Here is a 14,619-nt window from a genome sequence, read left to right on the forward strand (position 1 = left end):
TATTAACAAACCCATCCCCAAATCCCAAATTCCAACGATCACAGGAGACGCTATGACCGAGAAATGGGCACTGATTCTGGGCGCGAGCAGCGGCATGGGCGGCGCAACCTCCCGCGCGCTGGCGCGCGCTGGATTCAACATCTTTGGCGTGCACTTCGACCTGCGCACCACGCTGCCGCTGGCCAAGGCGGTGCAGGCCGACTGCGACGCCGCCGGCGTCAAAACACAGTTCTTCAACCAGAACGCCGCCGACGACGCCAAACGGCAGATGGCGCTCGACAAGATGCAGGAGGCGCTCAAGGCAGAAGGCGGCCACGTCTGGGTCATGCTGCACTCGCTGGCGTTCGGATCGCTACTGCCGTTCATCCACGAAGATCCGAAGCAGGCGGTCAGCCGGGCGCAGATGGAAATGACGCTCGATGTGATGTCGAGCTCGCTTGTTTACTGGACGCAAGACCTGTTCCGCCGCGGCATGTTGACGCGCGGCAGCAAGATCTTCTCCATGACGAGCGCCGGCAGCCACCGCGTGATCGTCGGCTATGGCCCGGTCTCGGCGGCCAAGGCCGCGCTCGAATCGCATACGCGCCAGCTCGCACTGGAACTGGCCCCGCACGGCATCTTCGTCAACTGCATCCAGGCCGGCGTGACCGACACGCCCGCGCTGCGCCGCATCCCCGGCAATGAGAAGATCGTTGCCGAGGCGATCGCGCACAATCCCGGTGAGCGCCTGACGATGCCCGATGACGTGGCGCAGACTGTCGTCTCCATGTGCGACGAGCGCGTGGCGTGGATCAACGGCACGGTGATCAAGGTGGATATGGGCGAGGACAACGTCTAGGCGGCGCCAGCCGTGCGGCTGAATGCTGAGAGGAGCGATTGACCATGAGCCGGAATATGAAGCTGTTTCTGGGCTGCGGTTGTCTGCTGGTGGTGATGTGCGCCTGCGCATGCATTGCAGTCTTTGTCGGCGGGCCGATGATGCTCGCGTCGGCGTTCAGTAGCGATACGGCCAAAGCCAGGCAGGTCGGCGCGCAGATCGCCGACTACAAGTTGCCGGCCGGGCTCTCCGAGCAGTTGAGCATGGACCTGGTCGTCGTGAAGATGGTCGTCATCGCGCGCTTGGATAGTTCCGGGCCAACGCCGCCGATGTACATGATGATGCAGGCGCAGGGCATGGACCGCGACCAGATCGAGCAGCAGATGAAGCAGGCGATCCAGCAGCAGTTGCAGAATAACGCCGACATTCAGTTCACGCAGGTTGGCACACAGCAGGTGACGATCAAGGGCAAGCCGTCGACGATGACGATCTACGAAGGCCGCAGCAACGACGCCGGTCTGGTGCGCCAGGCCGTCGTGTCGTTTGAAGGCAAGGGTGGCACCGTGGTTCTGATGATTCTCGACAGCACGGCCACCTGGAATCAGGCCGAGATCAACGGTTTCCTCGGCTCGATCCGCTAGTTGAACGCTGCGCCCGGAACACGTCTGGAGAATTGCCCGTGAGTCGCAACGCAAAGATCGCACTGGTCGTCGTCGGGTGCTTGAGCCTGATGTGCGTGCTGTTGTGCGCGGCCGCGCTGCTAGTCGGTGGGCGCGCGGCCGGCCAGGTGTTCTCGACCGACCCGGAGCAGGCGCGCGAGGTGGGGCGGCAGATCGCCGACTACACCGCGCCTCCCGGTTATGCCGAGCGGATGAGCATGAATGTGCTCGCCTCGAAGTGGGTGATGATCGGGCCAGCCGCCGGGCACAGCGGCCTGATCTTCATGCTGATGCAGGCGAGCGGCATGCGCCGCGAGCAGATGGAAGCGCAGATGCGCCAGTCGCTGCAGGCGCAGTTGGGCACCGGCGGCGACCCGCAGACACTGGTCGAAACGCGGAACGTGCTGATCAAAGGAAAGCCGGTGGCGCTGTCGATCTACGAAGGTTCGGCGCGCGGCGGCAATCGCTTACGGCAGGCGTTTGCCGGATTCGACGGCAAGAGCGGCGCCACGCTGCTGATGGTAACCGGCGTCATGGATGAGTGGGACGACGCCGTGGTGGAACAGTTCATCGCATCGATCAAATAAGGAGCCTCATGGGACGCAAAGAACTGTTGATCGCGCTGTACGATTATGGCGCCTGGGCGTACGAGAAGCTGTTCGCCAAGATCGGCGAGTTGTCCGACGAACAGTATCGCAAAGTCTGGTCGCGCGGCTACCAGTCGATACACGATACGCTGGTACACAACTTTGGCGCCGATTCGCGTTGGCTCTCGCGTTGGCAGGGCGATCCGTCGCCGGCCATGCTCAACCCGGCCGAGTTGTCGTCGCTCGCGGAGATTAAGGGCCGTTGGGCCGATATAGTAGCGAAGCGCAAGGTGTATCTCGAATCGCTGAGCGAGGGGCAGCTGGACGAAGAGATCGTCTGGCAGCGCGGTAGCGAGCGCGTCAGGCTGCCGCGCTGACAGGCGATTACGACGGCAGCCACGCACGGCGTCCAGCATCGCAGCGAGATCGCGGCGATGCTGACCGACGCCGGCCATTCGCCGGGCGATCTGGACTTCGTCTGGTACTGCATAGGCAAATAGACGGGGAGCGCATTCATGAGCAAGAAGGAACTGATCGCGTCGCTTTACGCGCACGCGGCATGGGCCAACGCCAAACTACTGGACCAGGTGGCGCGTCTGTCGGAAGCAAAGTATCGCGACCCGATGTCGGCGGAGTACCGCTCCGTGCACGAGACGCTGGTACACACCCTGCTGGCAGAATGGCGCTGGTTTGAAGCGTGGCGAGGCGACGGCCAACCGCCGGCAAACATCAACGCCGACGACCTGACGACGCTCGATCTCATCCGGGCGCGTTGGGCGGAACTGCGCGAGCAGCGCGCGGCGTTTATCGCGTCGCTGACTGAGTCCGACCTCGAAGCGCAGTTGTCGCGGACGCGCGGCGGGCGCACCTCGACCTTCCTGCGCTGGCAGGCGATGACGACCGTCGCGCTGCACGGCGTACAGCACCGCGCCGAGATCGCGCAGTATCTCACGGCCGCGGGGTTCTCGCCCGGCGATCTCGACTTCATCTTCTACGTGATGTCCCAGCCCCCGCCGAGCTGACGCAAGGAACGCTGCTATGCTCCAGCAAGAGAAGATCGAGCAGGCGATCGGCGTCCTGCGTGAGACCGGTCTCGATGCGTGGCTGCTGTACGCGCGCGAAACGAGCGAGATCAACGAGCCGTCGTGGGACATGGTGGCGCCTGCCGGCGTGGTCTGGCCGGCGGCGGTCATCATTACCACCCGGGGCGAGCGCTTCGCCATCGTTGGCAAGTTCGACGACGCGGCCTTTCGCGCCAGCGGGCTGTACACCGGCGTGCTCACCTACACGCAGGGCATCGGCGAGACGCTGCGCGGTGTCCTGTCCGAACTCGATCCGCAGTCGATCGGGCTGAACTTCTCCAAGAGCAACGTGGCTGCCGACGGCCTTACGTATGGCATGTTTCTGCAACTGCAGGAGCATCTGGCCGGTACGCCGTACGTCGGGCGGCTGCAATCGGCCGATGCGGTGGTCTCGCGCGTGCGCGGGCGCAAGACGCCGACCGAGGCCGCGCGCGTGCGCGCCGCCATTGCGACGACTATGCGCCTGTTCGACGAGGTGACGCCGCTGATCCGCCCCGGCGCGACCGAGCGCGAACTGTACGATTTCATGCAGAAGCGCGTGGCCGAGCTTGGGCTGGGCTATGCCTGGGCACAGGCAGGCAACCCGATTGTCAACTCCGGGCCGGACTCGGCGATTGGCCACGGGCCGCCGACGACCGATATCCGCATTCAGCCGGGCCACCTGGTGCACATGGATTTCGGCGTGAAACAGGATGAGTACTGCTCGGATATCCAGCGTATGTGGTACGTGCGCCGGCCGGGTGAGCGCGACGCGCCCGAACCGCTCCGAGTCGCATTCGATGCGCTCATCAAGACCATCTCCGAGGGCATGCTGGCGCTTGAGCCTGGCGTGCCCGGCTGGCAGGTGGACCGGCGCGCCCGCGAAGTGATTACCGGCGCGGGCTTCCCGGAATACCAGCACGCCTTTGGGCATCAACTCGGTCGCACCGCGCACGACGGCTCCACACTGCTCGGGCCGCACTGGGAGCGGTATGGCCAGACGCCGTACGGCCTGGTGGAACCGGGCCAGATCTACACGCTGGAGCTGGGCGTGCAGACCGACGCGGGTATGCTGGCGCTGGAAGAAGACGTCATCGTGACCGAGACCGGCTGCGAGTTGCTTGAAGATCCGCAGACGTCGCTCTGGCTCATCTAGCGCGGCGCGAAAGTCATGGCAGCGCGTGAGCGGCTGGATGTGCTAGTGGTGGCGCGGGGACTGGCCGAGAGCCGCGAAAAAGCGCAGCGCCTGATCATGGCGGGCGAGGTGTTCGTGGACGGCCAGCGCATGGACAAGCCGGGCATGACGGTGCCGGCCGAGGCCGGGATTGAGGTGCGCGGCGGCCTGCCGTATGCCTCGCGGGGCGGGTTCAAGCTGGCCCATGCGCTGGATCGGTTTGGCATCACAGTCGCGGAGCGCGTATGCGCGGATGTCGGTGCCAGCACTGGCGGCTTCACCGATGTGTTGCTCCAGCGCGGCGCGGCGCGCGTATATGCGATCGACGTCGGGTACGGCCAACTGGCCTGGGAGTTGCGTACCGATCCGCGCGTCGTGGTCATGGACCGCACGAACATCCGGCTGGTCGAGTCGCTGCCGGAACCGGCCTCGTTCGCGTGCATCGACGTGTCGTTTATTTCCCTGACGCTCGTGCTGCCGGTGGTGGCGCGCCTGCTGACGCCGGGTGGCGAACTTGTGGCGCTCGTCAAGCCGCAGTTCGAGGCGGGCAAGGGACGAGTAGGCAAAGGCGGGGTCGTGCGCGATCCGGCCGTTCACCGCGATGTGCTGGCCCGCATGTTGGCGCTGTGCGAGGCGAATGGCTGGAGTGTAGGTGGCCTAACAGCGTCGCCGATCAAAGGGCCGGCCGGCAACATCGAGTTCCTGCTGCACGTGAACATCGACGGCGCGCGAATGGCGCCCGCAAGTACGGCGCTGCTCGATTCGGCGTTGGCCGAGGCCGAAGTGCTGCGATGAGCGACGTCGTGGTGCTGGGCGATATCGTCATTGATATCCTCGCCCGGCTCGAATCGTATCCCGCAATCGGCGGCGACGCGCAGTCGCTCGAAACGCATGTGCGGCTGGGTGGCACGACGCTCAACACGGCCGTCATGCTCGCCCGGCTCGGCCTCAAGGTGGCGATGATTGGCTGTGTCGGCGAGGACCTGTTCGGCGACTTTGCGGTGCAGGCGATGGCGGCCAGCGGGCTTTCGACGCGCTGGGTCCAGCGCGATGGCCGGCACACCACCGCGTTGGCGTACATTGCCGTGACGCCGGACGGCCAGCGCACGATGCTGGGCGGCGCGGGCGCCAACCGGATGCTCGACGGACGCGACCTGCATGCACCGGAACTGCGCAGCGCGCGCTGGCTGCACATGACGTCGTACAACGTCATGTCACCGTCCGCGCACGCCGCCGCGCTTGAGGCGTGCGCGTTGTTCGGCGAGCGGGGCGTGCCGGTGTCGATCGATATCGGCATGGCGCCGGTCCGCCTGCGGCCGGCCGAACTGGCCGACTTGGTGGCCCGCTGCCAGATCGTCATGCCGAGCGACGTAACGCCGTATGACGGGCTGCCGCGCCATCTAATCGTCCGCAAGTGCGGCGCGCGCGGCTGCGAAGTGATAGCCCCGGACGGCGGCGAGGCGACCGCCGTGCCCGGTTTTGCGGCGCGGGTGGTCGACACGACCGGCGCGGGCGATGCGTTCGATGCGGGCTATATCGTCGGGCAACTGCGCGGGCTCGATCGGCCCGCCAGCGCGCTGCTCGCCAACGCGTGCGGCGCGGCGGCCTGCACCGTGACGGGCGCGGGTAACGCGCTGCCGCGCGCATCTGTGGTGCGCGAGTTGTTGGGCCAGTGCGCACCCGCCGGATGGCACGAGACGGCCAGGCGCGTGATCGACGCCCTGTCGCCGTGGCCGGACTGACAACACCAAGACACCAAGAGTACCAATCTGGCTTCTTTGTGCCTTTGTGTTGAGATGTCTTGTTGAGTATCCTGCCACTTCTATGCACCGCAATCTAGCAAGGTAGGGCAAATGGCACCGAAAGTTACACGCATGATTCTGGTCGGCGCGGGCGACATGGCGCGCCACCATATCCGGCAACTCCTGCAGCAGCGCGATACGACGCGCATCGTGGCGCTGTGCGAGCCAAGCGCCGAGCAGTACAAGCTGTCGGCACAGGTGTTTCGCGAGGCCGGCGTGCGCCCGCCACCGAATGAGCCGGATCTCGAGAAGCTCGTGTCGGACCGGCAGGGCGCGATCGATGCGGCGTTCATCATCACGCCGCATGCGCTGCATCACGATCAGACGGCGCTCTGCATGGAAGCCGGTCTCGACGTCCTGCTGGAGAAGCCGATGGTCATGAACGCGGCCGAGGCGCGCTCGCTGATTGAGACGCGCGACCGTACCGGCCGCCTACTGACCGTCGCATTCCAGTCGGCGCTCAGCCCATATATGAACCGCGCGGTCGAATGGATTCGCGGCGGCGAGGCCGGTACGGTGACGGCCATCCATGCCAGCGTATGGCAGTCGTGGAAGACCGAGCAGACCGGGACGTGGCGGCAGAACCCGGCGATGTCCGGCGGCGGCTTCCTGTTCGACACCGGCGCGCACATGCTGAACTCGATCGTCCGGCTGGGCGACGCGGACTTCACCGAGGTTGCGGCGTGGATGGACAATCGCGGCGCGCCGGTCGACATTCTCACGTCGGCGATGGGCCGCCTGTCGAACGGTGTGCTGGTGACGATCGGCGCCTGCGGCGAAACCGTGACCACGTGTGCGGGCGACATCAAGGTGTTCGGCTCGCGTATGATCATCAACACGGACATGTGGGGATCGTGGCTCAAGGTGCAGCGCCAGGGACGGCCGCGCTTCGCGTCCGTGAAGCTGCCGCCGCAGCTTGGCGTCTGGCAGCAGTTCCTGGCGGTGCGGCGCGGCGAGATTGGGAACCCGTCGCCGCCTGAGCTGGGCTTGCGTCTCGCGCTTCTGTGGGACGCGATTCAGGCCAGCGCGCGGCAGGGCGGCAAGCCGGTGGCTGTGCCGGCGTCTAACTGATAACTGGAGGCACGTGCAATGAAACTCGGTGTCTTTAACCCGCTGTTTCACGAACTCTCACTCGAACAGATGCTGGACAAACTGGAGTCGTTCGGGCTGGAAGCGGTTGAACTGCGCAGCGGACCCAACTCGCTGACCGAACTGCGGGCCGGGCGCTATCCGGCGCAGCAGCAGTGCGACCCGGCGGTCCTGCTGGCCGACGCGGGGAAGCTGAAGGCGTTCCGCGCGGCATTCGCGTCGCGCGGCATCATGCTCAGCGGCCTGTCGTGCCACGGCAACCCGCTGCACCCGGACAAGGCGCAGGCGCGCGCCTACCACGAGTCGTGGCGCAACAGCGTGCAGCTCGCCGAGCAACTCGGAGTGAAGGCGGTGATCGTCTTCAGCGGATGCCCTGGCGCCAATGCGCTGGACACCCAGCCGAACTGGGCGACGATCAATTGGCCGCCCGAATTTGCGGAGATGCTGGCGTACCAGTGGAACGAGGTCGCAATCCCATACTGGCGCGCCGAGGCGGCGTTTGCGCGCGCGCACGGCATCAACATCGCCGTCGAGATGCACCCCGGCTTCATGGTGTACAACCTGCCGACGATGCTGCACCTGCGGGAAGCGTGCGGCGAGAACGTCGGCTGCAACTTCGACCCCAGCCACCTGTTCTGGCAACAGGCGGACCCGGTGGCGGTCATCAAGGCGCTCAAGGGTGCGATCTATCACTTCCACGCCAAAGACACAGCGATCGACACACAGAACATCGCGCGCAACGGCGTGCTCGACAACGCGTGCGTGGCCGAGGACGACCGCGCTTGGACGTTCCGCTCGGTCGGTTACGGGCACGACTCGCTGGTCTGGCGACGTATGATCAGCGCGCTGCGCGTGGCGGGCTACGATCACGTCATTTCGATCGAGCACGAGGACGGCCTGGCTTCGATCGACGAAGGGCTTGGCAAGGCGGTCGAGTTCCTGCGCGGCGTCATTCTCAAAGAGCAGCCCGCGAAGGTCTGGTGGATCTAGTGGCGCGAAAGGCGAGCGACGATGATTGACGGCGTGCAACTGAAGGAACTCAAGACTTACCCCGACGAGCGCGGCTTCTTCCGCGAAGTGATCCGCGTCACGGACGACTTCTTCGGCGAGGGGTTCGCCCAGTGGTCGCATTCCAAGATGTACCGCGATGTGATCAAGGCGTGGCACATTCACCGCCAGCAGGTTGACTGGTGGTATGTGCCGGTCGGCGCGCTCAAGGTCGTCCTGCACGACCTGCGGTCGGAGTCGCCGACGCGCGGGCAGACGATGGAGTTGTTCCTCGGCGACCAGTATGGCGACAAGGTGCTAAGGATCCCGCCCGGCGTCGCCCACGGCTGCAAGGTATTGAGCGGCGAAGCGCACCTGTTCTACATTACGTCGAATACGTACAACCCGGCTGACGAGGACCGCCTCCCGCACGACGATCCCGGCATCGGCTATGACTGGTTGAAGCGAGCGGCGATTACTTAGACCGTGCAGGTTCGGGTATAATATGTGGCTGAGATGTTGACACAGGGGCGAACCAGCGCCCCTGTGTTGTGTACTTGGACTCGTAGTGTTTCGAAATGAGCGTGTTCCCACGGGATTGCTGCAAAAATCTGCGGTATGACAGCAATCTCTGCCCTACCCCCAATAGCTCATCCCCCTTCTCCTCCGCAACGGGGGAGAAGGGGCTGGGGGGTGAGGGGGCGACCTCTGCACTTGCGCACCAGACATTGGATCATACTCAGGACGAAACAGTATTACAGTAAGGAACGGGATGGATCAGCGTCACATTCGGAACTTCGTTATCACGGCGCATATCGACCACGGCAAGTCCACGCTTTCGGACCGCCTGCTCGAGCGCACCGGCACAATTGCGCTGCGCGACATGTCGGCGCAACTGCTGGACTCCATGGATCTGGAGCGCGAAAAGGGCATCACGATCAAGGCCAAGGCCGTGCGCATGACCTACCGCGCGCGCGATGGCGGCGAGTATGAGCTGAACCTGATCGACACGCCAGGGCACGTGGACTTCGGCTACGAAGTATCGCGCGCGCTGGCGGCCTGCGAGGGCGCCGTGCTGGTCGTGGACGCGTCGCAGGGCGTCGAAGCGCAAACGCTGGCTAACCTGTACCTGGCGCTCGAGCACAACCTGACGATTATCCCGTTCATCAACAAGATCGACCTGCCGTCGGCGCGCCCGGATGAGATCGCCGAAGAGGTCGAGCATCTGCTGGCGGTACCGGCCGACGAGATTATCCGCGGATCGGCCAAGGAAGGCAGCGGCGTCGACGAACTGCTGGAATCTATTGTGCGCAATGTGCCGGCGCCGAGCGGCGATCCGGCGCGGCCGCTGCAGGCGCTGATCTTCGATTCGCATTACGACGCCTATAAGGGCGTGGTGGCCTATGTGCGCGTGATGGAAGGCACGGTGCATGCCGGTGTGCCGCTGCTGTCGATGGCGCACAGCAACCGTTTCGAGGCGCTGGAAGTCGGCATGTTCAAGCCGAAGATGCTGCCGGCGGAAGCGCTGCAGGCCGGCGAGGTCGGCTACGTCGCCACCGGCCTCAAGGACGTGAAGGAACTGGCTGTCGGCGACACGTTGACGACGGTTGAGGGCGCGGCCGCTGAGGCGTTGCCCGGCTACCGCCCGGTCAAGCCGATGGTGTACGCCGGGTTGTACCCGACGAACAGCGAGGAGTATCCGTTGCTGCGCGATGCGCTCGACAAGCTGCGGCTCAACGACGCGTCGCTGGTGTACGAGCCGGAATCGTCGGTCGCGCTTGGCTTTGGGTTCCGCTGCGGTTTCCTCGGCCTGCTGCACATGGAGATTGTGCAGGAGCGTCTGGAGCGCGAGTACGACCTTAACCTGATCGCGACCGCGCCGAGCGTCGAGTACCAGGTGCTGACCAAGCGCGGCGAGGTCATCATTGTGGACAACCCGGCCCAGCTGCCCGACCCGACCGACATCGAGGAGATCTCCGAGCCGTGGATGAAGATCACGATCTACACGCCGAAGGAGTACATCGGCGCGATCATGGATCTGGTCACAACCCGCCGCGGCGCGTTTGACCGGATGGACTTCCTTGACACGCAGCGGGTGATGCTGGTATACCGCCTGCCGCTGTCGGAGTTGATCATCGATTTCTACGATCAGCTCAAATCACGCACGCGCGGCTATGCGTCGCTGGACTACGTGTTCGAGAAATACGCGTCCGGCGATCTGGTCCGGCTGGACGTGCTGATCAATGAGGAGTCGGTCGATGCCTTGTCGCTGATCGTCCATAAGGACCACGCGTATGCCAAAGGCGAGGCGCTGACCAAGAAGCTCAAGGAAGTCATCCCGAGCCAGATGTTTCCGGTGCCAATTCAGGCGGCCGTCGGCAGCCGCGTACTGTCGCGGCAGACGGTGCGCGCGCTGCGCAAGAACGTGCTGGCCAAGTGCTATGGCGGCGATATCTCGCGCAAGCGCAAGCTGCTGGAGAAGCAGAAAGAGGGCAAGAAGCGCATGAAACGCCTTGGCAGTGTCGAGTTGCCGCAAGAAGCGTTCATGGCTGTGCTGCGCTTGAACGACGAGTAGTCAGCACGCGCCCGCCCTGCAATAACAACAAAGCCGGCTGAAGACGTTAATTCAGCCGGCTCTTGCTATTTGCGATCTAGCGGCTTAGCGGCGGAAGCGGGCCGGCGCCATCCGCCCAACCTTCACGTACGTCGCCATCCACGTGGTGCCGCTGCGGGAACCCTTGACCGTGACATAGCGCCCGACGGCCGGTGTGCCCTTGATGATGGTCGACGGACTAACCTGGACGACGCGCGTGCCGACCTTCCACTCGGTCGCGCCCATCGCCTTGAGCACGCCCGTGAACTCGAATCGGCGTGGCTTCGACGAGTTGACTTCGATCTTCAGCGCCAGCAGGCTGCCGTCGGGCTGCTTGGCATACTTGACCTCAGCCATACGCCCGGCAACCGGCGTGCCCTTGATCTGGGTGTTCGCGTCGATGACGAACGTCTTGCCGCCGACCACCCACTGGGTCGCGCCAAATGACTCGATGAGACCCTTGAATTCGCCGCTCGCCTGCTTCACTTCCACTTCGGTGGCCAGTATCGTTAGGTCGGCCTGATACACGCCATCGACCTCAACCATCGCGCCAACGACGACGGCGGCCACGTTCGGCTTGAACTTCGTGTTCGCGTCGGTCGTCACTGCCTTTCCGTTTACGGTCAGGCTGTTCGCGCCGACCGCTTCGACCGTCCCCTTGAACTCAACGTGCGCTCCCACGGTCGGCGTCATGTTGTACGTGAACGCTACATCGGGTGTTTCACCGCCCGGCGCGGATGCGGCCAGCGCCGGCCGCAGGCCGGCCAGCGACACCAGGAGCAGGCCGAGGAACGCGACGAGCGACAGGCGTAGCAAATGGCTTTTCATTACGATCGTCTCCTATTCGGGCAAATTGAGTTGGTCGAGAATACGTATTCATAAGCCCTAACGCGCCGCCATGCACATAGGATACAGGCGCGGCGCGTTTCGTTAATAGTACCTTGGTACAGATAGGCTGCCAGGCGGTAGCACCGCGATAGCGCTCGGCAGTCTCAGCGCCGGATGACCGGCAGGAATGTGCGAGCGAGCGCCAGCGAATCGGCAAACACGTCACCGTTGGGACCGCTACCACCGTCGTAAGCGTAGTACGCAGTTCCAGATGGTGCGCCAAACAGTGACACAGCCTGCCAGCCGCCGCCGCCCACAACGAGGTTCTTCGCCGGACCCCAACTGGCGCCCGATCCAAGCGCCCACATGATACTTGGGGTGGCTGTCGCCTCGTTCCAGGCGACCGTCATCGCGCTGCCGGTGAGCGCGAGGCGCGGGACGCCGGAGTCCGCGCCTGCGCTGTTGGATAGGTTGCCTGGCGTTGTCCATGTACCGCCGCCGCGGACTGAGGCCATGATGTCGTACTGGCTAGATACGACTTCGCCCCACACCACCACAGGCCGGGCATCGACGCCGAGCGCCAGCGAAGGCCACTTGGAATCGATGCCAGGTGATTGCGAGATGTTCTCCGCTATTGAAACCGTGTTCGTGTTGACGAGTGTGCCGTAGTAAATCTCGCCGTTGCCAAAGCCGCCGGTCTGCCAGGCCATGTGAAGCGTTCCGGTCATGTCGACCGCCATGCTCGGCGCGTTGCCGCCGGCAGCTCCGTTGAGCGGCACGGCCGACCACGCGCCCGCGCCACCTGCGGTTGCCGTGGCGTAGTACAGGCGATATCCGGGCAGCAGCGGGTCAAACTGACCCCACGCGACCCGCACCGTATTGGCCGCATCAACGACGATGACTGGCTGGCTGGCGGACCCGGTCAGAGACGCGATCTGCTTGGGAATGGCCCACGTCGAACCGTTCCAGTTGCTATAGAACACACTGGGCGAACCGCCAAAATCATCCAGCCAGACGGCGTGCGGCGTGTTGCCCGGCCCGACGGCCAGCGCGGCGCGGCTGCCCGTACCGACGGTGATCGCCGGAGACCATAAGACGCCGTTCCACCAGCGGTGCCAGACGTATTTCACGCTGAGCGTCGGCGAGATGTCCACCATTTCTTCCCAGACGACATGCTCGGCGCCGCTGGGCGCTACGATGAGCGCCGGGTTGCGCGAGTCGGTGGATGTGTTTGAAATATTGACCAGCGACAGCCCGGCATTCGCGATGCGCGCGCCCGCCAGCGCGACGACCATCGCCATCGCTGCACAGGACGCGAGCACCGCCAAAACACGCCTCATAGGTTTTCTCCGTAAAAGTGGCCCGCTCCGGGCAGGCGCTACAAACAGAGTGCCCCTCTCCTGCAGCGCAGGAGAGGGGTTGGAGGGGGTGAAAGAAGATGGTCTGGCTATTTGCTGCGCTCGACCTGGATGCGAATGGCACGCACACTGCCATCGCCCATCATGGAGCCTAGCACTTCGACAGTTGCGCCGACCTTGGCCGCGCCGTGGCTTTCGTCGATCATCGTCTGCGCATCGACCGTGACGGTCTTGCCGCCGATGGTCCACGTATTGCCGTTGATCGCAGTGATCGTGCCCTTGAACTCGACCTTCTGCGGCTCCGGTTTCTGCACGACGATCTTGGTTGCCGTCAGGATGGCGCCGCTCTTGATGGCGCGCACTTCAGCCATCAGGCCGATCTGCGGCGTGCCGCTGATCACCGTATTGGCGTCCACGATGACGTTCTTGCCGCCGACCGTCCACTGGGTGTCACTGAAGGCGCTGATGATGCCCTTGAATTCGACGCGTTCGGTCTCGTGCTTGGCCGACTCAACCTTGATCTTCAAGGCGACCAGGGTGCCGTCTGACAGTCTCGATGCTTTCACTTCGGCGATGGCGCCCACAGCCGGCGTTCCGCTGATGACCGTCTGCGCCGTGATTGACAGCGTCTTGCCGGCCACAACCCACTGTGTATCGCTGAAGGACAGGATGGGGCCGCGGAACTCGATCTTCTCGACCTCGGCGCCTGGCGCGTGCTCCACGCTGATTTCCTTGGCGAGAAGAATCGTGCCTTCCCCGGGCAACTTGTAGCCTTCGACCTCGACATACGCGCCAACCACAACAGCGGCGGCGTTCGGCTCGTACTTCGTGTTGGCGTCGGTCTGGAAGGTCATGTCATCAATCGTCACGCTGCCGGTGATCACTTCTTTCACCGTGCCGCGCACATGAATCTCGGCGGGGCGCGTGGCTGTGGCGGTCGGCGTACAGTCCGACGCGCCGGTACTCCTTGCTGACGGCTCGCAGGTGGCGGTGGCCGTCGCGGTCTTGGTGGCGGTCGGCGTACAGCCGCCCGGCACGACCGAATTCGGCGACGACGGCGTGCAGGTGGCCGTCGCGGTTACGGTGCTGGTGGCGGTGGCGGTCGGCGTGCAGCCGCCCGAACCAACGGAGCTCGGCGACGACGGCGCGCAGGTGGCCGTGGCCGTTGCGGTGTCCGTGCTGGTGGCCGTGGCAGTCGCGGTGTCCGTGCTGGTGGCCGTGGCGGTCGCGGTGTCCGTGCTGGTGGCCGTACCTGTGCCGCTCGATGGGGCGTAGCGTGCCGTGTCGCTCGTCAGGGCAGCCATGGCTGGCATGATTCCCATGACAACAAAAAGGAATACTGCCAACAGGGTAACAACGGGTATGCGCTGGATGGTGCGCTTCATACTAGTTTCCTCCCGGTAGATTATTACTGACTGGATTTTCAACGTCATTGACTAGAACGATGCTGGTCAAGAAACGATACAGCGATTTCCACGTATTTTGCCAGCAAAATAGCCAAAATAGGCCGAGAGATCTCTCGCATTGGACAATCCAATCCCTGGAAACCCTCGTATAACAGATGCGTTCTTCGATGTCCGATCCATGAATAGCAGGTAGCTTTGCGGAGAAACGGCATTGACAACCCGTGGCGATCACGATTCAATCGCCGCCGTGTTGCGCGG

At 64.2% G+C, this 14,619-nt stretch carries 16 protein-coding genes; 13 read left to right on the forward strand and 3 right to left on the reverse strand.

The genetic code is table 11. The annotated features are described in order from the left end of the window. Positions 1 to 52 precede the first annotated feature (52 nt). The 13 genes from HZB53_13405 to lepA all read left to right on the forward strand — a co-directional run bounded on the left by HZB53_13405 (position 53) and on the right by lepA (position 10,751). A complete protein-coding gene (locus tag HZB53_13405; protein ID MBI5878640.1) occupies positions 53 to 838 on the forward strand; it encodes an SDR family oxidoreductase in 786 nt (261 codons plus the stop codon). A gap of 44 nt (positions 839 to 882) precedes the next feature. Next, positions 883 to 1,458 (forward strand): hypothetical protein, encoded by a 576-nt coding sequence (locus HZB53_13410; protein ID MBI5878641.1) that lies wholly within the window; start codon positions 883 to 885, stop codon positions 1,456 to 1,458. A 38-nt stretch (positions 1,459 to 1,496) separates the two neighbouring features. Further along, positions 1,497 to 2,063: a hypothetical protein gene (locus tag HZB53_13415; protein MBI5878642.1), complete on the forward strand. Its 567-nt coding sequence runs from the start codon at positions 1,497 to 1,499 to the stop codon at positions 2,061 to 2,063. Positions 2,064 to 2,071: 8 nt separating this feature from the next. Next, positions 2,072 to 2,440, forward strand: coding sequence for a DinB family protein (locus tag HZB53_13420; GenBank protein MBI5878643.1), 369 nt, complete (start codon positions 2,072 to 2,074; stop codon positions 2,438 to 2,440). 6 nt (positions 2,441 to 2,446) lie between these two features. Next, the gene (locus HZB53_13425) at positions 2,447 to 2,563 is read left to right on the forward strand and encodes a hypothetical protein (protein ID MBI5878644.1); all 117 of its coding nucleotides are present in this window, start codon (positions 2,447 to 2,449) and stop codon (positions 2,561 to 2,563) included. Positions 2,564 to 2,578: 15 nt separating this feature from the next. Further along, positions 2,579 to 3,085, forward strand: coding sequence for a DinB family protein (locus HZB53_13430; GenBank protein ID MBI5878645.1), 507 nt, complete (start codon positions 2,579 to 2,581; stop codon positions 3,083 to 3,085). Positions 3,086 to 3,101: 16 nt separating this feature from the next. Further along, positions 3,102 to 4,280 carry an aminopeptidase P family protein gene (locus HZB53_13435; protein MBI5878646.1) on the forward strand — a complete coding sequence of 393 codons (1,179 nt, stop codon included), beginning with the start codon at positions 3,102 to 3,104 and terminating at the stop codon, positions 4,278 to 4,280. 15 nt (positions 4,281 to 4,295) lie between these two features. Continuing rightward, positions 4,296 to 5,093 (forward strand): TlyA family RNA methyltransferase, encoded by a 798-nt coding sequence (locus HZB53_13440; GenBank protein MBI5878647.1) that lies wholly within the window; start codon positions 4,296 to 4,298, stop codon positions 5,091 to 5,093. Continuing rightward, a complete protein-coding gene (locus HZB53_13445; protein ID MBI5878648.1) occupies positions 5,090 to 6,040 on the forward strand; it encodes a carbohydrate kinase family protein in 951 nt (316 codons plus the stop codon). Before HZB53_13440 ends, HZB53_13445 begins: the two co-directional genes overlap by 4 nt. 111 nt (positions 6,041 to 6,151) lie before the next feature. Next, the gene (locus tag HZB53_13450) at positions 6,152 to 7,171 is read left to right on the forward strand and encodes a Gfo/Idh/MocA family oxidoreductase (protein MBI5878649.1); all 1,020 of its coding nucleotides are present in this window, start codon (positions 6,152 to 6,154) and stop codon (positions 7,169 to 7,171) included. An 18-nt stretch (positions 7,172 to 7,189) separates the two neighbouring features. Continuing rightward, positions 7,190 to 8,179: a sugar phosphate isomerase/epimerase gene (locus HZB53_13455; GenBank protein MBI5878650.1), complete on the forward strand. Its 990-nt coding sequence runs from the start codon at positions 7,190 to 7,192 to the stop codon at positions 8,177 to 8,179. A gap of 21 nt (positions 8,180 to 8,200) precedes the next feature. Continuing rightward, entirely contained in the window at positions 8,201 to 8,659 is a 459-nt protein-coding gene (locus HZB53_13460) for a dTDP-4-dehydrorhamnose 3,5-epimerase family protein (protein MBI5878651.1), read from the forward strand. Positions 8,660 to 8,948: 289 nt separating this feature from the next. After that, positions 8,949 to 10,751, forward strand: a complete 1,803-nt coding sequence (gene lepA / locus HZB53_13465) for an elongation factor 4 (protein MBI5878652.1) — start codon at positions 8,949 to 8,951, stop codon at positions 10,749 to 10,751. A gap of 84 nt (positions 10,752 to 10,835) precedes the next feature. On the opposite strand, the gene HZB53_13470 is transcribed toward lepA, so the two are convergent. The 3 genes from HZB53_13470 to HZB53_13480 form a co-directional block, all read right to left on the reverse strand. Beyond that, on the reverse strand, positions 10,836 to 11,597 hold the full coding sequence (locus HZB53_13470; GenBank protein ID MBI5878653.1) for a hypothetical protein: 762 nt from the start codon (positions 11,595 to 11,597) through the stop codon (positions 10,836 to 10,838). 164 nt (positions 11,598 to 11,761) lie between these two features. After that, positions 11,762 to 12,937 (reverse strand): hypothetical protein, encoded by a 1,176-nt coding sequence (locus tag HZB53_13475; protein ID MBI5878654.1) that lies wholly within the window; start codon positions 12,935 to 12,937, stop codon positions 11,762 to 11,764. A 107-nt stretch (positions 12,938 to 13,044) separates the two neighbouring features. After that, positions 13,045 to 14,340 carry a hypothetical protein gene (locus HZB53_13480; GenBank protein ID MBI5878655.1) on the reverse strand — a complete coding sequence of 432 codons (1,296 nt, stop codon included), beginning with the start codon at positions 14,338 to 14,340 and terminating at the stop codon, positions 13,045 to 13,047. Positions 14,341 to 14,619 lie beyond the last annotated feature (279 nt).

It is taken from the genome of Chloroflexota bacterium (assembly GCA_016235055.1).
Classification (GTDB): domain Bacteria; phylum Chloroflexota; class Anaerolineae; order JACRMK01; family JACRMK01; genus JACRMK01.